Annotated in this window: 17 protein-coding genes; 14 read left to right on the top strand and 3 right to left on the bottom strand. The window is 42.4% G+C overall.

Features of this window, described 5'->3' with window-relative positions; translation table 11 throughout:
• Window positions 1-398 precede the first annotated feature (398 nt).
• From NSQ99_RS05370 to NSQ99_RS05395, 6 genes are all read left to right on the top strand, one after another.
• Window positions 399-2,090: an ABC transporter substrate-binding protein gene (locus NSQ99_RS05370; RefSeq protein ID WP_340835592.1), complete on the top strand. Its 1,692-nt coding sequence runs from the start codon at window positions 399-401 to the stop codon at window positions 2,088-2,090.
• A gap of 158 nt (window positions 2,091-2,248) precedes the next feature.
• Window positions 2,249-3,157: an ABC transporter permease gene (locus tag NSQ99_RS05375; RefSeq protein WP_251669323.1), complete on the top strand. Its 909-nt coding sequence runs from the start codon at window positions 2,249-2,251 to the stop codon at window positions 3,155-3,157.
• A 27-nt stretch (window positions 3,158-3,184) separates the two neighbouring features.
• Complete coding sequence (locus NSQ99_RS05380; protein ID WP_251669104.1) at window positions 3,185-4,111, top strand: carbohydrate ABC transporter permease; 927 nt, start codon at window positions 3,185-3,187, stop codon at window positions 4,109-4,111.
• Window positions 4,112-4,573: 462 nt separating this feature from the next.
• Window positions 4,574-6,643: an alpha-glucuronidase family glycosyl hydrolase gene (locus NSQ99_RS05385; RefSeq protein ID WP_340835594.1), complete on the top strand. Its 2,070-nt coding sequence runs from the start codon at window positions 4,574-4,576 to the stop codon at window positions 6,641-6,643.
• A gap of 112 nt (window positions 6,644-6,755) precedes the next feature.
• Window positions 6,756-7,754, top strand: a complete 999-nt coding sequence (locus NSQ99_RS05390; RefSeq protein WP_340835596.1) for an endo-1,4-beta-xylanase — start codon at window positions 6,756-6,758, stop codon at window positions 7,752-7,754.
• Window positions 7,755-7,777: 23 nt separating this feature from the next.
• The gene (locus tag NSQ99_RS05395; RefSeq protein WP_340835598.1) at window positions 7,778-9,346 is read left to right on the top strand and encodes a glycoside hydrolase family 43 protein; all 1,569 of its coding nucleotides are present in this window, start codon (window positions 7,778-7,780) and stop codon (window positions 9,344-9,346) included.
• A 59-nt stretch (window positions 9,347-9,405) separates the two neighbouring features.
• Here NSQ99_RS05395 and NSQ99_RS05400 read toward each other — a convergent pair whose 3' ends face one another.
• From NSQ99_RS05400 to NSQ99_RS05410, 3 genes are read right to left on the bottom strand one after another with little or no spacing between them, the layout of a single operon-like run.
• Window positions 9,406-10,254, bottom strand: coding sequence for a DUF4097 family beta strand repeat-containing protein (locus tag NSQ99_RS05400; protein WP_340835600.1), 849 nt, complete (start codon window positions 10,252-10,254; stop codon window positions 9,406-9,408).
• A 1-nt stretch (window position 10,255) separates the two neighbouring features.
• Window positions 10,256-10,813, bottom strand: a complete 558-nt coding sequence (locus NSQ99_RS05405) for an HAAS signaling domain-containing protein (protein WP_251669095.1) — start codon at window positions 10,811-10,813, stop codon at window positions 10,256-10,258.
• Window positions 10,806-11,135, bottom strand: a complete 330-nt coding sequence (locus tag NSQ99_RS05410) for a PadR family transcriptional regulator (protein ID WP_251669093.1) — start codon at window positions 11,133-11,135, stop codon at window positions 10,806-10,808. Before NSQ99_RS05410 ends, NSQ99_RS05405 begins: the two co-directional genes overlap by 8 nt.
• Before the next feature lie 563 nt (window positions 11,136-11,698).
• On the opposite strand from NSQ99_RS05410, the gene NSQ99_RS05415 reads away from it, so the two are divergent.
• From NSQ99_RS05415 to NSQ99_RS05450, 8 genes are all read left to right on the top strand, one after another.
• Complete coding sequence (locus NSQ99_RS05415; RefSeq protein WP_340835605.1) at window positions 11,699-12,487, top strand: response regulator transcription factor; 789 nt, start codon at window positions 11,699-11,701, stop codon at window positions 12,485-12,487.
• Between the two features lie 106 nt (window positions 12,488-12,593).
• Window positions 12,594-14,012, top strand: coding sequence for a carbohydrate ABC transporter substrate-binding protein (locus NSQ99_RS05420; RefSeq protein WP_251669089.1), 1,419 nt, complete (start codon window positions 12,594-12,596; stop codon window positions 14,010-14,012).
• A 61-nt stretch (window positions 14,013-14,073) separates the two neighbouring features.
• The gene (locus NSQ99_RS05425; protein ID WP_251669087.1) at window positions 14,074-15,042 is read left to right on the top strand and encodes a carbohydrate ABC transporter permease; all 969 of its coding nucleotides are present in this window, start codon (window positions 14,074-14,076) and stop codon (window positions 15,040-15,042) included.
• A 3-nt stretch (window positions 15,043-15,045) separates the two neighbouring features.
• Window positions 15,046-15,894 (top strand): carbohydrate ABC transporter permease, encoded by an 849-nt coding sequence (locus tag NSQ99_RS05430; RefSeq protein WP_251669086.1) that lies wholly within the window; start codon window positions 15,046-15,048, stop codon window positions 15,892-15,894.
• A gap of 312 nt (window positions 15,895-16,206) precedes the next feature.
• Window positions 16,207-16,539: a metal-sensing transcriptional repressor gene (locus tag NSQ99_RS05435; RefSeq protein ID WP_251669084.1), complete on the top strand. Its 333-nt coding sequence runs from the start codon at window positions 16,207-16,209 to the stop codon at window positions 16,537-16,539.
• 93 nt (window positions 16,540-16,632) lie between these two features.
• Window positions 16,633-16,839, top strand: a complete 207-nt coding sequence (copZ, locus tag NSQ99_RS05440) for a copper chaperone CopZ (RefSeq protein ID WP_340835608.1) — start codon at window positions 16,633-16,635, stop codon at window positions 16,837-16,839.
• A gap of 79 nt (window positions 16,840-16,918) precedes the next feature.
• Window positions 16,919-19,348, top strand: a complete 2,430-nt coding sequence (locus NSQ99_RS05445) for a heavy metal translocating P-type ATPase (RefSeq protein WP_340838732.1) — start codon at window positions 16,919-16,921, stop codon at window positions 19,346-19,348.
• Window positions 19,349-20,058: 710 nt separating this feature from the next.
• The gene (locus tag NSQ99_RS05450; protein ID WP_340835609.1) at window positions 20,059-21,174 is read left to right on the top strand and encodes a hypothetical protein; all 1,116 of its coding nucleotides are present in this window, start codon (window positions 20,059-20,061) and stop codon (window positions 21,172-21,174) included.
• Window positions 21,175-21,181 lie beyond the last annotated feature (7 nt).

Here is a 21,181-nt window from a genome sequence, read left to right on the forward strand (position 1 = left end):
AGTAATACTGAAAGCTAATTCGACATCGAATCATGAATTCAGCCGGGCCTTCCGGTGCTCACGTACCAATAACGTACGCTGCGCCCCTCAGTTCGCTCATCGATTTTTGATTTCCTCCGGTGTTCCTTTGGAACAAGGTCGTCAATCAAAAACGATTCGCGGGTGATAGTTTCAAGCAAACGTAAGATGTAATACTGAAAGCTAACTCGGTATCGAATCTTGAATTCAGCCCTATGCGATAAAAGTTGAATAGTGTCGAAATAGGATATTTACTACATTAAGTAAATATCTTTATTTTACAAAGGACGAACTAAAGTTTTATGGGTAACGATTAAGTTAACAATATCCTATACTGAAAGTGCTTACAAAATAAGATTGTTAGGAAGGGGAACAAATCAATGACCAATAGAAAATGGTTAAAGACGGGTCTAGCAGTTGCAATGGCATCTATATTGCTCATTACAGGCTGCGGTAACAATGATGCAGGAAATAAAGAGAATAAAAACGCTGCAAGCTCTGGTAACAACGCAGAGGTTAGCACGGATCCTGTAACATTTACTTACTTTGGTTTTGGTTCTGGTAAGGATGTACTTGCAAGTGAAACAACAATCGGTAAAATCCTTCAAGAGCAAACAGGCGTTGACTGGAAGATGGAATTTGCAGTTGGCGATGTTGCGACGAAATCTGGGGTAATGATTGCTGGAGGCGAATATCCAGATGTTATCGTTCCTGAAGGTGAAATAGAGAAGTTGCTAGATGCTGAAGCATTTATTCCATTGAACGATCTGATTGAGCAGCATGCACCTAACATCAAACGCGTTTATGGCGATTATTTTGACAAGTTTACAGCAGAAGATGGCAACATCTACATCCTGCCTTTCTCTGCAAACCAAGGATACATTAGTGATCCAAACGTTTCTCAAGGCGCATTCTGGATGCAACGCCGCGTTCTTAAAGAATTCGGTTATCCAGAAGTAAAAACGCTTGATCAATACTTTGGTCTTATTGAGCAATATCAAGCGAAGTATCCTTCTGTAGATGGTAAAGATACAATCGGCTTCATTACATTTGCAGGTGTTCAGGACAACTTCTTCACAATCACGAACGCTCCAATGCACCTTGCTGGTTATCCTAATGACGGTGACATCTACGTTGACATGGAAACTCATGAAGCAAAAGTTTATGCAACAACAGATTATGAAAAGCAATGGCTTCAATCTCTTAATGAGTTGAACAGCAAAGGCCTATTCGATCCTGAGACATTCACAGCGAACAAAGACCAATATCTTGCTAAGCTAACTTCTGGCCGCGTGCTAGGATACTTTAACTACGGCTGGCAAGTAGGCGATGCTACGAACAACTTGAAAACTGCAGGAAATGATGATTTCCGTTATGTAGGTCTACCAGTTGTATTTGATGAAAATACAAAAGACCAATATATCGATCCACCAGCGTTCGTTAACAACCGCGGTATCGGTATCTCTGTAAGTGCGAAAGATCCAGTTCGTATTATTAAATACTGGGACAACCTGTTGACAGAAGAAAACCAAGTTCTCGTTCAATGGGGTGAAGAAGGCGTAACATACTCTGTTGATGAGAATGGCCGTTATGTAATGAGCGATGAGCAAATTGCTAATCGTAACGACAACGACTTCAAGCGTTCATATGGCTTCCAGTACTTCGAGTACAGCTGGCCGCGTTATGGTAACAACTCTGTATTTGAAAATGGTAACTCTTATGCAGTAGGTAACCAGCCTGAAGTAGCTTACGCTGGTTATACAGAAGGCGACCGTGCACTTCTTGATGCATACGGTTCTCAAACGTTTGCGGGCATGTTCGCTGAGCCGGACGAGCGTCCTTGGTACCCTGCTTGGAGTATCAACAAAGCTCAAGGTTCTCCAGAGCAAATCTATGCACAAAAAGCTAGTGACCTTCAACAAAAATTCTATCCAAAACTAGTATTTGCTGCTCCATCTGAGTTCGACAAAGTATGGAATGAGTACCTAGCAGAATTCGGTAAGCTAGATGTTGCTGGCTATGAAGAATTCATGACTAAACATGTAAAAGAGCGTGTAGCAGGCAACTGGTAAGAAGTAAATAAAGCTTAACGGAAAAGCGAAGCGAGCCTTCGCTTTTCCCTTCTACCCGTTGGAGAGAAGCACGCATTTTTTGCCGGAAGGGAGATTTTAAGGTGGGGAAACATACAGGACAAACCGTAACTGCAGCTGCTACTACTGGCAATTCGCGTATCGGAACATTTTTCAAACAGCTATCTAAGCAAAAAATGCTTATGCTTATGTCTCTGCCGTTTCTATTATGGGTGTTTGTGTTTAAGTACGTTCCGCTATGGGGATGGACGATTGCGTTTCAAAAGTTTAGACCAGCAAGAGATTTGTTCAATCAAGAATGGGTTGGACTCAATAACTTTAAGATGCTATTCCAGGAAGAAGCGTTTTATCGCGTATTAAGAAATACGCTAGTGATGAGCTCAATTAACCTCGTGCTTGGCTTCGTAACAGCGATCGTGCTCGCACTTTTGCTTAACGAGCTTCGAAGCTTAATGTTCAAAAGAACGGTACAAACGATTAGTTATTTACCACACTTTATTTCATGGGTCGTTGCGGCCAACATTGTACAAACAGCATTAGCACCAGAAGGAATTATTAATGTATTAATGTTAAAGCTTAATCTAATTGATCAACCTATTCTGTGGCTTGGTAAGGGTGAATACTTCTGGGGTATTCTAGGGGCAACAGAGGTATGGAAGAATGTTGGTTGGAATACGATCATTTACTTAGCTGCCATTACAACCATTGATCCATCACAATATGAAGCAGCTGAAATTGATGGAGCGAATCGCATACAACGTATTCTGCACATTACGCTTCCAGGAATGAAATCCGTAATTGTAATTCTGTTGATCATGAACCTTGGGCATATTCTGGAGTCTGGGTTTGAGCCACAGTATCTACTAGGAAACGGTATGAACGTGGATTACTCGGAGAACCTTGATATATTTGTCTTAAAGTACGGGATGAACATGGGCAACTATGGTTTAGCAACAGCTGCTGGTATGTTTAAGACCGTTGTCAGCTTCATCTTCCTAATGGTTGCTAACAATGTAGCAAAACGATTAGGTGAAAGCAGACTGTACTAATCATCATCATGTAAGGAGGCTAACAACATGAGTGGAGCCAAATCATCTCGTAAATTGTATTCTTCAGTTCCTGATAAATTGTTTGATACAGCTAACATCATTTTCATGATTTGCTTAATGATTGTTACATTATATCCGTTCTTGAATATGTTCGCTCTTTCCTTTAACGATGCGAATGATTCGATCCGAGGCAATATCTACATTTGGCCACGGGAATGGACATGGGCGAACTATGAATATATTTTTAATGAATCATCAATCTTTTATGCAACCTATATCTCAGCAGCTCGTACGATTATTGGTACTTTAGTGTCTGTATTCTGTACGGCGATGCTAGCATACACGATTAGTAGACAGGATTATGTACTAAGAAAATTCGTAACGATTGCCTTTATCTTTACGATGTACTTCAATGGTGGTCTTATTCCTAACTACTTGCTGACAAAAGAGCTTGGTCTATTAAACAACTTCTGGGTATATATTATTCCTGGTATCATCGGTGTGTTTAATATGATCGTCGTTCGCTCCTTCATCGAAGGCTTGCCAGAAGGGATTATGGAATCTGCTAGAATCGACGGTGCGGGCGAGTTTACAACCTTTATGAAGATCGTTCTTCCACTTACTATTCCAGCACTTGCTACTGTATCTTTGTTCGTTGCAGTATCACAATGGAACTCTTGGTTCGACGTATTTTTATATAACTCTTCACGATTAGAGCTAAGTACTTTACAATATGAGTTGATGAAGATATTGTCAACCTCGAATACAGCAGCAAGCTCGGGCGCTACTGCAGCAGATGCCTTTGCAGGTGCACAAGGTAACGTGACGAGTGTAACGCCAACTTCGATTCGTGCAACAATGACGATTGTTGCAAGCTTACCGATCATTATCGTGTATCCGTTCTTGCAGAAGTATTTTGTGCAGGGGATGACGGTAGGTGGCGTTAAAGGCTAGTCCAGCTTTGATCACGAAGCAACACTAGGTAGCTTATTCGGCATCGAATTTTGAATTCAGCTTGGGTCTTCCAGTGCTCACGTACCAACTACGTACGCTGCGCTCTTCAGACCCTAGCTTTATCCAACCTTCTCGGTGCTGAAAGCTGGACTTGGGTTCAGCTTTGATCACGAAGAGTAACTGAATGCTTACTCGGCATCGAATCTTGAACTCAGCCGAGCTTTCCGATGCTCACGTACCCATAACGTACGCTGCGCTTCTCAAGCTCTGGCTTCGTCCAACCTTCTCGGTGCTGAAAGCTGGACTTGGTTTGAACCTTGATCACGAAGTAAAACTAGGTAGCTTATTCGGCATCGAATTTTGAACTGACAATTAACATTTCATCAAAAATTTAATGAAGGGCTGTGTCTGTTCGATTTAGGACAGCACAGCTTTTCATGCTAGAGAGGATGAAACAAAGACATGAAGTTTAACGGGTATGAAGCGTGGCTCAGGTATGATACGGTAACAGATGAGCAGCTTGCAGAGCAGTATCGAAACTGGACGAATACGATTGTCGTTGCAGGTAATACTGACGCAGGCCCAATTACATCCGCGGTTAAGGAGCTTGAGCTAGCACTGCCTAAGCTGACCGGTGCAGCACCAAAGGTTGCAAAGGATGCGCAGGCGGAAAATTCATTCCTAGTGCTGGGAACAATCGGCAGTAGTGCATACGTTGACGATGCCATTATCGGGCCAATCGCTGCTTTAAGCCATGAGGAAGGCTACGTTTTGAAAACGATTACTTCAGAGAAGCAATCCTATCTTGCCATTGCTGGAGCAAGTGAACGTGCAGTGCTGTACGGTGTATTCCACTTGCTGCGACTGATGGCTCAGGGCGAAAGCATTGAGCAGCTTAATATCGCTGAACAACCGAAGTATGAGCTGCGCATGATTAACCATTGGGACAATATGGATGGCAGCATCGAACGCGGTTATGCTGGAAGATCTATATTGTATAAGGATAATGAGCTGCTCGTCGATAGTCCTCGTATTGTTGATTATGCACGGATGATGGCATCGATTGGAATTAACGGGATTGCCATTAACAACGTTAACGTGCATCGAGCGGAAACTTTTCTGATCACAGATAAGCTTCTGCCACAGGTAAAAAAATTCGCAGCTATATTCCGCAGCTATGGCATTAAGCTTTACTTAAGCGTTAACTATGCGGCAACGATTGAGCTTGGTGAAGTGGACACGGCAGATCCGCTTGATGAGCGTGTTCAGGCATGGTGGAAGAAGAAGGCTGAAGAGGTTTATGCGGCGATTCCTGATTTCGGGGGCTTTGTCGTAAAGGCCGATTCTGAAAACCGCCCGGGTCCATTTACGTATGGTCGAGATCATGCAGACGGTGCCAACATGCTGGCGACAGCACTTCAGCCATATGGCGGTCTCGTGCTGTGGCGCTGCTTTGTCTATGACTGTCATCAAGACTGGCGCGACCGTTCGACCGATCGTGCACGTGCAGCATACGATCACTTTAAACCGCTAGATGGGCGCTTTATGGATAATGTCATTCTGCAAATTAAAAATGGTCCAATGGATTTCCAAGTTCGCGAGCCAGTTTCACCGCTTTTTGGAGCGATGCCGAATACAAATGCAGTGATGGAGTTCCAGATTACGCAGGAATATACGGGACAGCAGCGTCATGTATGCTATCTCATTCCACAGTGGAAGGAAGTACTGGATTTTGATACGAAGGTGAAGGGTGATGGCAGCACCGTTAAGGAAATTGCTGCTGGAAATATTCATCCGTATAAATATTCAGGTATTGCAGCGGTTACGAATATTGGAGATGATGACAACTGGACGGGACACCATCTTGCGCAAGCCAACCTTTATGGCTATGGTCGCTTACTATGGAATCCTGAACTAAGCAGTGAGGAGATTGCTGCGGAATGGGCACAGCTCACGTTCTCATCGTCAACAGACGTACAGCAGCTGCTAATTGACTTCTTGATGGAATCCTGGTCTATCTATGAGAAATACACCTCACCGCTAGGTGTAGGCTGGATGGTTACTCCGCATTATCACTATGGTCCAGACATTGACGGCTATGAATATTCAAAATGGGGTACGTATCATTTTGCGGATAACAAAGGCATTGGCGTTAATCGTACAGTTGCAAGCGGAACAGGCTACACTAGCCAATATGAGCCGGAGCATGCTGCGCGCTATGAAAGCTTAGACACTTGTCCAGATGAGCTGCTGTTATTCTTCCATCACGTGCCGTATACGCATGTGCTGCATTCCGGCAAAACGGTTATCCAGCATATTTACGATACGCATTTTGAAGGAGTCGAGCGTGTGGAATATTGGATCTCACGCTGGGAAGAGCTTAAGGACAAGGTGGATGCTGATCGTTATGAGCATATACTTGGTCGTTTACAGATGCAGCTGGAGAATAGCAAAGAGTGGCGTGATATTGTTAACACGTACTTCTATCGCAAGTCCGGCATTGCTGACGAAAAAGGCCGGAGAATATATTAATTTGAGATTGGAATGAAGGGTACAGCCTTAGAGGATAAGAAATTTACTACTAAGGCTCCCTTCGTAATGTACGCGCGATCATAAATTTTCTCATTGAGAGGAGAACGATAGTATGAGACAGGTACCGAAGCTTTGGGAAGTGTATAAGGATCACTTTGATATTGGTGCGGCAGTTAATTTGACTACAATCAAAAGTTCTGAAAAGCTGCTTCAGACGCATTTTAATAGCCTTACGGCTGAAAATGATATGAAATTTGTAAGCGTTCACCCTGAAGAGAAGCTGTATACGTTTGATGCGGCGGATAAGCTAATGGATTTTGCTAAAGCAAACGGTATGAAAATGAGAGGGCATACGCTCGTGTGGCATAATCAAACCACCGACTGGGTGTTTGAGGGTGACAATGGTCAGCCTGCAACACGTGAGCAGCTGCTTGCACGCATGAAATCGCATATCGATACCGTAGTTGGTCGCTATAAAGGTCTCATCTATGGCTGGGATGTCGTGAATGAAGTTATCGAGGATAAAAGCGATCTATATTTACGTGATTCTCGTTGGCTACAGCAGGTGGGAGAGGACTTTATCGCTAAAGCCTTCCAATTTGCGCATGAAGCAGATCCGAATGCGATATTGTTCTACAACGACTACAATGAGTGCAATCCTGTAAAACGCGACAAAATTATTAAGCTTGTTCAATCTCTGCTTGATCAGGATGTACCGATTCATGGCATCGGCCTGCAAGGTCATTGGAACTTGAAGGGACCAAGCATCGAAGATATTCGCGCAGCGATTGAGAAGTATGCTGCACTTGGCTTACAGCTTCAAGTAACAGAGCTTGATGTATCAGTGTTCGATCATGAGGATCGCCGAACAGATCTGACGGCACCGACTGAGGAGATGCTTGAGCTGCAGGCAGAGCGCTACGATCAAATTTTCCAGCTGTTCCGTGAATATAAGGATGTTATTACTGCAATAACCTTCTGGGGAGCAGCCGAGGATTATACATGGCTGGATAATTTCCCTGTAAGAGGACGTAAAAACTGGCCTTTTGTATTTGATGAGAAGCATCAGCCTAAGGAATCATTCTGGCGTATTACTGATTTTGCTAAGTAGGTTCGGACGGAGGAGTAATAAGAATGACGAAAACATTGCACTACCGCAATCCAGTATTGTCTGGCTTTTATCCTGATCCAAGCGCCATTCGTGTTGGTGAGGATTACTATCTCGTAACGAGTACCTTTGAATACTTTCCTGGTGTGCCGATTTTCCACAGTAAGGACTTAGTGAACTGGAAGCAAATCGGCCATGTGCTGCATTCGGAAAGTCAGGTGCAACTGCTTAACCGTAAAAGCTCACAAGGGATTTACGCGCCTGTGCTTCGTTATCATGACGGTCTATTCTATATGATTACGACAGATGTATACGGCATCGGTAATTTCTTCGTCACAGCGACGGATCCAGCAGGACCTTGGAGCGATCCAATTCTCATTCCTCATGGTGGTATCGATCCATCCTTGTTCTTTGACGATGATGGCAAGGTGTACGTATCGGTGCAGTCTGGCTTTGCAGAGACGTCTCATGTTATTCAATATGAGATTAATCCGAAAACAGGCGAGGCGCTAACCGAGCCAGTTGTCGTATTCGAAGGCGATGAAGGACCATGGGTCGAAGGACCACATCTATATAAAATTAACGGTGTTTACTATATGATGACCGCCTCAGGTGGAACTGGACCGGAGCATCGTGAAATTATCGGTCGCAGTGACAATCCGTATGGCCCGTTTGAGCTGCTGGAGCATCCTATTCTGACGCATAATGGACTGAAGGATCATCCAATACAGTATACAGGTCATGCTGAGCTAATTGATGATACGGATGGCAACTGGTGGGTCATGTTTCTAGGTGTACGTCTGCGCAATGAGCAAGGCAGTGTGCTAGGTCGCGAGACATTTCTAGCACCAGTTACTTGGGTAGATGGATGGCCGATGGTCGACAACAATGAAGGGCATGTTGGACTGCAGATGCAGGTAACCGTACCATCGAGCAGCACCTCGGAGCAGATCATTAAACAGCAGGAAGAGCCGAAGCAGCTGACAACGAAGTTCTCATCAGAAGCACCGCTTAGCTTGGACTGGATCTACTCACGTGTACTGCCTGCTGCGGATGCAGTTAGCTTGAGTGCGCATGAAGGATATCTAACTCTCGTCGGTAATGCGAACACACTTCATGATGGGCAGAACACGGTGTATGTATGTCGTAGACAGCTGCATCATGCGATGCGTGTCGAGACAACGCTCGCCTACGAGCCGGTACAGGATGGCGAGGAGGCAGGTATTGCTGCTAGATTAAGCGATAATAATTACTTTGCAATCGGCTTAGTACAGCAGAACGGCAAGCTCAGTGTGCAAGCGACGCTTATGCGTAATGCGGGTGCAGAGCATACTTTCGAACCTATCGATGCGGCTGCATTCAGCGGCAACGGAGGGATTAAGCTTGCTATTCAGGCGACAGAAGAGGAGTATAGCCTATCTTACTCCTTGGATGGAGAGAGCTGGATTAAGCTTGCAGCAGCTCCGGCAAGTGATATCTCGCCAAACTCCGGAACGACGTTTACAGGTGTAACGGTTGGAATGTACGCACACGGTACGAAGGAACAGGCATCAGCGCCTGCTCGCTTTGCGGTTTTCAAGTATGAGGCTTTGTAATACTCACTTTATAACAAAAAATCGGGATGCATCCATGTTCATGGGCATCCCGATTTTTGCTATTGCTTAACTGTAATATTACCTGAGCTGGTTTTTATTTTAATGATCTCGTCAGAATTTCCATTGTTTTCTGGAGCTGACACAGTCCCCGAGTTGCTTCTTACATCATAGAAGCCATCAAAGTTGTTAGCAGCAATAAACTTTACGTCACCAGAAGAAGTCGTGACCGTAGCATCACTAGATTCCTCTTGGTTAATTGTAATATTGCCAGACTTGGAATCCGCATCTAGCTCTCCGGTGAGAGTTTTAATATTAATATTACCGGAGTCAGTTGATGCCATTAGTTTGCTCGTAATGTTCTCTATCTTAAGATTCCCAGATTGTGAGCTAATTGCAGCTTCGATCGCTTGAATATCGCTTATTGTTGCGTTCCCTGATTTAGATTCTAGTGTGATGTAATCTACAGCTGCGCCGATTACTTTTGCATTGCCAGAGGACATCGACACTTGTAAATGATTGAGTTCATCAGACTTTGGCATGCTTACTTGAATGTTGATTTCTGTATCAGTGAAGCCAAACTGGACAAATCTCACAGTACCGTTCGTTTCCAAATCTAATTTTAATGCTTCATTCGCAAAGACAGTGTTCTTTATTCTTTCGGCGACAACTGGCTCAACTTTACCTGAGATGGATATATTAGCCGTCTCGCTTGCACTCTCGATAAACTCGATCTTCACGTCAGATGAAGCTCCGTCTACGATCAGCTCGTTCAATTCATTGCCTTGAATAGACCAGCTTTTTTCAACACGGATGAGTCCTTCATCACCGATCTGAAACTTATTAAACGCTAATCCAATAATGCCTACACCAACGAGTAGGAAGGCTAAAATCCAAAGCTTTCTCTTCATATTATTTTCCCCCTCTAATGACGCTTAAGTTCCAACGAACGTAGGAAATGGTCACTTTCTTAAGCATGGCTCCTAACGAAAAGAGACCAATAGACAACATGATGCCAATCCCCGACATCGCAATCGATGCGAATAATTTGCCACCGCCATAATAATCGTTAGTAATAAAATCTACTATAGCAGCAAAGGGGGAGAGGACGACTATAATGGAGCCAGCAAAAAGACTCAGCCATGCCGCCCATACCGATAAGCCGAGTGGTACAACACAAACCATAAAATTAAGGATGAAAAGCCCAATACACGCCATAATGGTACGTGAACGGTTATTTCTGCTGCTTATCGAATGTTGAATGGGGTTGCGATGCTCATATTCCGCCAACACCTCTGCAGCTATTTCATTTGGATCGCCGAGCTCCGCCGAGATTTCCTCTTCACTCTTGCCTGCACTTTGACCAAAGACATAGTGATGCTCATAGTCTTCTACTAGCTCATCTCTTTCCTTTTGCGGCAAAGCACGTAGTTCTTTACGCAATATCGTTAAAAATTGCGCTTTATTCATTGGCTGTACCCTCCTTTAGTAATTTGGAGACACTCGAGACGAATTTATCCCATTCCTCAACCATGGTATTCATATATTGCTCTCCTTCAGGGGTAAGAACGTAATATTTTCGCGGTGGCCCTTCATTAGATTCCTGTAAATACGTTGAACAATGACCGTCTGCTACAAGTCTTCTTAGCAATGGGTAAAGCGCGCCTTCGGCAACTTGAATATGCTGAGAGACCTGCTGGGCTAGCTCAAAGCCATAGCAAGGCTTTCGATGTATTAGCACTAAGACACAAAGCTCCAACGCACCTTTTTTGAATTGAACATGAATATCCACATACTCACCTCACATTTATCAACGAACACTTCGATGTAGGAATTATCATTCACTACTGTATTATATTCACTACCTGTTAATCATCATAACCAATTATGTATTTTTTTACAATTGATTTTTTCTATTTTTTATAAAATAGGTAAATTTGTATTATATATAGGCTTTTTGCGAAGAGAGAGATGGCAACAGCCAGCGATCAGTTTTTACTTCAAAAAGTTGGAAACTGCTCATATAATATAAGAAATTAATATAGACGCTAGTTCTAGCTTAATGGTACATTTAGTTCATAGTGATTAATACGAGGTAAACTAGAGATAATAATGTGATATGCTAAGTAAAAGGAGAAGGACATTGGCGATGAACGCTATAGGCATTGTGACTTCGACTAGTAGATTAGTTTTTCAATGTAAAGTATTGAAACCGCTTTCATAAGTGATTGGATTAATTGAATACATTCCAATACATATAAACTCGATATTCTGTATCTCTACATTGTAGAGGAACGGGGTTTATTAATAATGTTTGTCCAATTAGCAAGATTCAAGAAGGGGGAACTGACTATTATGAAAACGATATTAATTGTAGATGACGAGCTGCGCACAAGACTAGGCATAAAGAAAATGTTAGAGGTCTGGTCAGCAGGCAAGCATCGGATTGAAACGGCTCCGAGTGGAGTCGATGCACTGAAGTGGCTTGAGGAGAATACCGTTCATATTATTATTACGGATGTCCGTATGCCAGAAATTAACGGACTTCAAATGCTAGAAGCATTGGCTTCGCATAGGCAATTACCGGTTGTAATCGTTATGTCTGGCTATGCTGAGTTCGAATACGCGAAGAAAGCACTGCAGCTTGGCGTGTTCGAATACCTTGTTAAGCCGATTGGTAAAACGTTATTAATTGAAACGATACAAAAAGCGTTAGAGCTTGATAGAAGTATGGAACGCCTTCATACGATCGAGAAGTTAGTCGACCCTAAGCTGCTTGAAGTACGAAGCGAGGAAGCTCGTTTTGGCCCGCAAATTCAAATGGCGATGACTTATATTGATGAGCATCTTCATGAAGCGATTAGCATGAAGCAGGTAGCAGACTACTTCCATCTGAATGCGAGCTATTTCAGCGTGCTGTTCAAGGAGGAGACAGGCGTTACGTTTAGTGACTATTTGACGCGCACACGATTACAAAAAGCGAAGGAGCTGCTGATCACGACAAGTATGCCAATATGGGAAATCGCTGAAAAGGTAGGATATAGCACAGCAAAATACTTTATCCAAGTATTTAAGGATAATGAAGGGATGAGCCCGAGACATTATAGGAAGGAAATGACAAGTATAAAAGAAATGACCCAATAATATTGGAACTTTTCCCAATATCGTTGCCTTTTAACCACTATTTAGAAGCACTATAATATGAATGCGGTTACAAAAATACAGTAAGAGGTATAAAGGGAGGTTCACTATGAAACGCATTCTAACTCTAACTACTATCATTGTCTTACTAGCATCTATGCTTGCAGCCTGCAGTAGTGGCAACAACGGAACTAACAATGGCAATTCATCCACTGGCAATTCTTCTACTAATACTCCGTCTACTACTGACAATTCTTCATCCTCAGGGAATTCATCTTCCGGAGAAAAAATCACGATCAATCTTTGGAGCTTTACGGATGAAATTCCTAATATGACAACGAAATATCTTGAACTGAATCCTGATCTTAACGTTGAATTTAATACGACTATTATTGCTACAACGGATGGGGCATACCAACCAGCACTTGACCAAGCACTAGCGGCTGGTGGAAAAGACGCTCCAGACATTTATGCAGCAGAAGCAGCATTTGTTCTTAAATATTCTCAAGGTGATGCGTCAGACTACGCTGCTAATTACGCAGATCTTGGATTAACGGATGATATGGTAAAGGACGCTGGAATCGCTCAATACACGGTTGATATCGGTAGTAAAGAAGGTCAACTGAAAGCTCTTGGCTATCAAGCGACTGGTGGAGCATTTATTTATCGTCGTTCCTTAGCTCAAGATACATTTGGAACGGATGATCCGGCAGTTATTAAAAATGAAATCGGCCCTGGCTGGGATAAATTCTTTGAAGCAGCTGCAAAATTAAAAGAAAAAGGCTACGGTATTGTTTCTGGTGACGGCGATATTTGGCACGCATTTGAGAACAGTTCCGATAAAGGCTGGGTTGTAGATGGCAAGCTTCATATCGATCCTAAGCGTGAGGATTTCTTGGATAAAGCAAAACTACTTAAAGATAATGGCTATCATAACGATACAGAAGACTGGACGGAATCATGGTATGCAGACATGTCTGGTACTGGAAGCCAACCAATTTTCGGATTCTTCGGACCGGCATGGCTTATTAACTACGTAATGAACGGTCAAGTAAAAGATACGCATGGCGACTGGGCGATTGCTGAATCTCCTGAAGGTTTCTTCTGGGGCGGTACATGGCTGCTAGCTAACCAAAATGTTCTAAAAGATGAAGCTAAGAAGCAAGCAGTGGCTGACTTCATTGAGTGGGTAACACTTGATTCTTCAGACACAGGACTTCAATATTTCTGGGCTAATGGAACAATGAAGGAAGGCGAGCAAGGTACGAAGGATAGCGTAGCATCCTCTGTTGTTATGGATAAATCTAACGGTGAAGTTGATTTGTTAGGCGGACAGAATATGTTTGATGTATTCGTTCCAGCTAACGCTAATGCAACAGGTAAAAACTTAACACAGTATGACGAATCTATTAACTTAATCTGGCGTGATCAAGTTCGTGAATACACAGCGGGCAACAAGAGCCGTGAGCAAGCACTTGCTGATTTCAAAGCACAGGTGAAAGACCAATTGGGTATCGAAAGCGAATAGAATAGTAACAAAGGGGCGAGAAGTATTCCCGCCCCTTATTTCAACTTATGAGGTGGTATAGATGCGGCAAAAAGGAGTCAGCTATGCAAAATATGGCTATATCTTCTGCTTACCGTTTGTTATAGCGTTCGCAGTTTTCTCGTTATACCCAACTTTATATACTGCGATCATTGGGTTTACTGATATGAAGGGAGTAATCCCTAAGCCTATCCAATTTCTCGATAATCCTTTCCAGAACTTTAAGGACTTGCTCTTTGACAACGCTTCCTTTAAGAAATCACTATACAACACTGGCCTAATCTGGATTATTAACTTTATTCCACAGATCGTATTGGCATTATTGCTTACTGCATGGTTTACTAATCGTCGCCTTAATATTAAAGGTCAAGGCACATTTAAGGTTTTGCTTTATATGCCGAATATCATTACAGCAGGTACAATTGCTGTATTATTTAGTGCTTTATTTGCCTATCCAATGGGACCCGTGAACAGCTTCTATGAGTTGGTGGGAATATCAGAATCGCCAATTAATTTTTTACAAGATAAAGCGACTGCTCGTGGTCTAGTTGGGTTTATCCAATTTTGGATGTGGTATGGAAATACAATGATCATTCTAATTGCAGGTGTAATGGGAATTAATCCAACTCTCTTTGAGGCGGCAACGATTGACGGTGCTTCAGATGTACAAACCTTCTTCCGTGTTACGTTACCGATCTTGAAACCAATTCTTCTGTATGTGCTTATTACATCGATGATTGGTGGCCTGCAAATGTTTGATATTCCGCAGCTGTTCTTAGCAGGCGGACCAGATAATGCTACGCAGACGGCATCTGTGTTCATTTATAACCAAGCGTTCAGAGGAACCTATATGTATAATCGTGCTGCGGCAGCGAGCATGATTATGTTCATTATCGCTGTAGTGCTTTCCTTAATTCTGTTCTACTTCATGCGTGACCGCGATGCAGCAGAACTGAAGAAAGCAGAAAAGAAGAATAGAAAAGCTGCAAAAGCGGCCGCAAGAGAGGTGTAATTCATGGAGACATTGCTGAACAAAAAATCTTTCTCTATAAACAAGGCTATCGTATACGCGGTATGTATCTTCTTCGCCTTACTTAGTATCGTGCCTTTTTATATTATGTTTATCAATGCTACACGCTCTACACCGGAGATACAGAGCGGCCTTTCATTAATACCGTCCACGCATTTATGGACGAACTGGAATGTATTGCTTGATAAAAGCTTTGATCCGTTCAAGGGATTCTTAAACTCGTTTATTGTCTCTGCAGGAACAACGATAAGCGCAGTTTACTTCTCTGCACTAACCGCGTATGGGCTTGTTGCGTACAACTGGAAGCTTCGTCAGCCATTCTTTTCTTTTATTCTGTGCGTCATGATGATTCCAGCGCAGGCGAGTGCGATAGGTTTCTTTCAATTTATGTACCAGCTAGGTTGGACAAACAACTTTCTTCCTCTGATATTACCTGCAATAGCGTCGCCGGCAGTCGTGTTTTTCATGCGTCAATATTTGCTTGCTACGCTGTCACTCGAAATTGTAGAGGCAACGCGTATTGATGGTGCAGGTGAGTTTTATGGCTACAATAAAATTATTCTACCAATTATGGTACCAGCGCTGGCAACGCAAGCTATCTTTGTGTTTGTAGCTAGCTGGAATAATCTATTTACACCGCTTATTCTACTAACACAGAAGGATAAGTATACCTTACCTATTATGGTTAGCTTACTGCGGGGAGATATTTATAGAACGGAGTTTGGATCGATCTACTTAGGTCTCTCCCTAACGGTATTGCCACTATTTGTGTTCTACTTCCTGTTGTCGAGATATATTATTGCAGGCGTGGCACTTGGTGGCGTAAAGGAATAAGGTGGTCAAGAGCATTGTACTTAGGCTGATTTACTTTATTTAATAAGCTTTGATTACATGTAAATCAACGATACGATTCCGGGGAGTATAAATCTGGGTTGGTGAGCAGTATATCCATATGGTTTTATTAAAGAACCTACCGTCACAGGTAGGTTCTTTACATTGTGTAGAAGAAGCGCAGTGACATTAGATTTATGGAGCAGTTACATAATAAACAAAGGGTAAAAAGAATTTCATGTCGTAGTATATTTGCCACTTTACATACCCTACTAGGGTATGCTAGTATAAAATCAAGATAGGAGGTTGACTTACATGGAGGAAACATCGAAGGAAGTAGCTTGCCATACAGAGGATAGTACGTCTTGTCGTAAGAGCCATCATCCTGAACGCGTGAAGAAGGATTTAACGACGCGATTAAATCGGATCGAAGGCCAAATTAGAGGCATTAAAGGTATGATCGATAAGGATGCTTACTGTGACGATGTCATAACGCAGCTTTCCGCTACGCAATCTGCTTTAAATAGTGTTGCCAAAATTCTTCTTGAGGGTCATCTCAAGGGCTGTGTAGTAGATCGTCTCTCTGAAGGCGATGAAGAGATTTTAGACGAGTTAGTAGGGACGATCCATAAGCTAATGAAAAGATAACGTAGCTAGAGGGAAATATTTTTTTTATCTTCCTTATACCCCCATAGAGTATTTGTATGACACAGATATGCTACACATAAAGGAGAGAGTACGATGAAAAATGTAACATTACATGTACAAGGTATGTCCTGTGGACATTGTGTAAAATCGGTTGAGGGTAGCGTTGGTCAGCTAGCAGGTGTAGACCTTGTTACTGTAAAGCTAGATGCTGGTCAAGTTGACGTAACTTTTGATGATTCGCAAGTATCCCTAGACACAATCAAAGCAACGATTGAGGATCAAGGCTACGGGGTAGAATAGAGTGCTATAGAAGCACTCTATTATTTTCAAACTTACATACCCCAGAGGGGTATTCGATATAGAAGAGGTGAACATGATTATGGGCACAGCAGACAAAAGTGTAGCGATAAAGGAAGCGAGTATTCAAATAACTGGAATGACTTGTGCAGCCTGTGCGACACGCATTGAAAAAGGACTCAATAAGATGGATGGTGTTGAGCAAGCGACGGTTAATCTAGCTTTAGAAAAGTCATCGATTAAGTACGACCCTTCCAAACTGAGTGAGCAAGACTTTGAGAAGAAAATTGAGCTACTTGGCTACGGCGTTGTAAAGCAAAAAGCAGAATTTGATATTACCGGCATGACGTGTGCAGCCTGCGCGACTCGGATTGAAAAAGGGCTAAATAAATTAGATGGCGTAGCAGTAGCGAACGTTAACTTAGCGCTTGAAAAAGCAACGATTGAATACAATCCTTCAGAAGTAACCATCGCCGACATCATTGCAAGGGTAGAGAAGCTAGGCTATGGCGCGCATCAGAAGCAAGAAGAGATAGAGCAAGTCGACCACCGCGAAAAGCATATTAAAGCTCAACAGCGCAAATTCATTCTATCAGCGATTTTATCTTTACCGCTATTATGGACGATGGTGGGGCACTTTTCATTTACATCGTTTTTATATGTACCGGATCTCCTTATGAATCCGTGGTTCCAAATGGTGCTAGCGACGCCGGTTCAATTTATGATCGGAAGACAGTTTTATGTAGGTGCCTATAAAGCACTTCGTAATGGTAGTGCAAATATGGATGTACTCGTTGCGATGGGTACGTCAGCAGCCTATTTTTATAGTGTATATCAAGCGATTGTAACAAGCGGAACGCACCACGGTCCACACCTATACTTTGAGACAAGTGCAGTATTAATTACACTAATTCTGTTAGGCAAATTGTTTGAAGCAAGGGCAAAGGGACGTTCATCTGAAGCCATTAAGAAGCTAATGGGGCTCCAAGCCAAGACAGCTGTCGTTATACGTGATGGAGCTGAAATAGAGATACCGCTAGAGGAAGTAGTGATCGGTGATACGATCTTAGTGAAGCCAGGCGAAAAAATTCCAGTAGACGGCGAAGTTTTAGAAGGCATGACCTCTGTTGATGAATCGATGTTAACTGGAGAAAGCTTACCAGTAGATAAGCAGGCGGGCGATCTATTATTCGGATCAACCCTCAACAAAAATGGCTCAATTAAAATGACAGCGACAAAGGTAGGGCGTGACACCGCTCTAGCCCAAATCATAAAAGTCGTCGAGGATGCGCAAGGTTCAAAAGCGCCGATTCAGCGGTTGGCCGATCAAATTTCAGGAGTATTTGTCCCTATTGTGGTAGGGATTGCTATGGTTACCTTCCTCATTTGGATAATATGGGTGACACCTGGTGAATTTACACCAGCGCTTGAAGTGTTAATTGCAATACTTGTAATTGCTTGCCCATGTGCTCTCGGCCTAGCAACACCAACCTCAATTATGGCAGGCTCGGGTCGAGCTGCAGAATTTGGTATCCTGTTCAAGGGTGGGGAGCATTTAGAGCAAACGCAAAGCATTGACACGGTTGTCGTAGATAAGACGGGTACTGTTACACATGGTAAGCCTGTATTAACAGATGTTCTCGTAGCAGGTGGTCAAGACGAAGAGAAGTTTTTATCTTTGATCGGTGCAGCGGAAAAGCAATCGGAGCACCCGTTAGCGGAAGCAATCGTTCAAGGGATTCAAGAGAAAGATATCGCACTTGGCGACGTCCAATTCTTCGAGGCCATTCCAGGCTACGGTGTGATCGCAACGGTATCTGGTCAAGGTGTAGTGGTCGGGACAAGGAATCTGATGCAGCAATATGGGATCGATATTCAAGCAGTGCTCCCTCGGATGGAGGAGCTAGAGCGTAACGGAAAAACTGCGATGCTAGCTGGTGTTAATGGTCAATATGCAGGTCTAGTAGCTGTAGCAGATACGATTAAGGATACATCGCGGGAGGCGATACGCAGACTGCAAGATATGGGCATCAACGTCATTATGATGACTGGTGATAATGAACGTACAGCTCAATCTATCGGAAAAGAAGTCGGTGTGAATGCTGTAATTGCCGAAGTGCTTCCTGAGGGTAAAGCAGAAGAAGTGAAAAAGCTGCAGCAGCAGGGCAAGAAGGTAGCGATGGTTGGTGACGGGATTAATGATGCTCCTGCACTTGCAACAGCGGATATCGGGATGGCGATTGGCACAGGTACTGATGTTGCGATGGAGGCTGCAGATATTACACTAATTCGAGGCGACTTAAACAGTATAGCCGATGCGATTGGTATGAGTCGCAAAACGATGCGTAATATTAAACAGAATTTATTTTGGGCATTTGCCTATAATACAGTCGGCATTCCAATTGCGGCCATCGGGTTGCTTGCTCCATGGGTAGCGGGCGCAGCGATGGCATTCAGCTCTGTGTCCGTTGTATTGAACGCACTACGTTTACAACGAGTGAAGTTAAAATAGTCATTACCGCCTGCCACTGCTATGCAGTGGCAGGTATCCTTTCCGCAAAAAATATAACATACCATTTCCGCGCCAATAATGTCGATTAAATAATGTCAATCTCTTTCTCAGCAAGTGCATACTATTTATCTATTCTCTCCATATCTTCCATAGTAGTATATAATCCATCCTTATTAATCTCCTTTCTTTGATTACCTTGATATCTAAAAACAGCTTACAGAGATCGTAAGCTGTTTTTAGATTGTTATGATGTTGAACGTCTATCCTTAATGACATTAAATATTGCGAAAATGGAGAAGTTGATTGTTTAAAGGAGAATAGTAGTACACTGAAACAGTCACAGTCTTGGATTTTATTTTCTCATCCTTGGCTGTCGCTGTTTCAATTAAGTGTTCAGTCTAAAACTTATTCTATCCAGTCTGTAACTATAAGCCAGTTATTCCACAAAAAAAATTATTTGTTTTTCGGAATAACTGAAATTACATGTGCAGCGTCGCGGATTCTTGGTGAAGAATGTATGCTTCCGTAATGATTCTACCTTTACAGTGTTAGGTAATAAGTAACAGTTAAGATGAATAAGGCCTATAAAAACATCCGAATATGATGTAAAAATGTAAACTTATGACAGATTATTCGATACTATGATTAGTAATGCTATCCTATTACCATCTGAGATGATTCAGATATACTATATAATAGGAGTTGATTTCATGTTAGGTACAAAACGTAGGTTAAATGTTATCCTGTCTTTTGTTTTAGTCTTTTTACTGGTCGCACCAACAGCCTCAGCAAATTCCTTCGATCTTCGTTCTGCTGACAGTAAGCTATCTGGTCTGAAACCGGTAAGTACAGCTGCTGTGAAGCAAATCGAACAGCTTGAAACGGAGATTATGAAACTCAACAATGAAAAACTAATCCTAGAGAAAAAGAATGAATATATCTCAAAAAACTACGCAACGGCTACGAACAAAAAATCTATACTTGATTCCTCGCATGCTCGAATGTCACAAATTGATGCAGAGATGCAATCTATTGATACACAGTTAGCTAAATTAGGCGTTGAGAAACCTTCTAAAGAATTGTTACTAGAATTCCTAAAAAGCAATCCGGAAGCTTTCGAGGATAAACTTCAACTAGATTATTCAACGAGCAGCATTTATGATGAAATGGAAGATATTATTGATACATGGAATTACATGTATAATGTCACAGGGTATGCAACGACTTACTCTGGTAAAACACAATACCATCTAACTTTCATGTACAAAGGCAATGATCCATACCTTAGTAAAAACCAAACAAAAACGGTCTATAGCCAATTTAGCTCGGGAAGCACGCAAGCGACCTATTGGATAAATGAAGTCCTGTCTATTTATGTAGATAAATTAATCGGGGCTTCCCTTAAGAAATTCGACTTGCTGCCATGGGAGTTATTGTTCTCTAGCAAACCTACGAACTCCATTTCTTCCACTGGTGATGCAACGGTGGCACACTTGCAAACGCTAACTACGGTTAAGTTTGTATTTGTATACAACACATCGAGTGAGTACTGGTTCTTTGCATTATCTACAAACTATGTAAATGTGGCATATAATGTTGACGCGTACATTATCCGCAACAACCAAATATATAACGATGGTACTGACGGCAACCTAACAGAATATGGTGACTATAACAATTCACTTTCGCTTGCCAATTCTGCATACAATAATGGGTATGCAGATAAGAGAACCTTAACGAAAGTTAAACTGAAAAGTAAATCCATGGGGAATGATCAAATCACTATTAACTTGCATAACCCTACTTTTATCGCGCATATGTATTAAGAATGAA

The organism is Paenibacillus sp. FSL W7-1287 (genome assembly GCF_038004245.1).
GTDB lineage: Bacteria > Bacillota > Bacilli > Paenibacillales > Paenibacillaceae > Pristimantibacillus > Pristimantibacillus camelliae.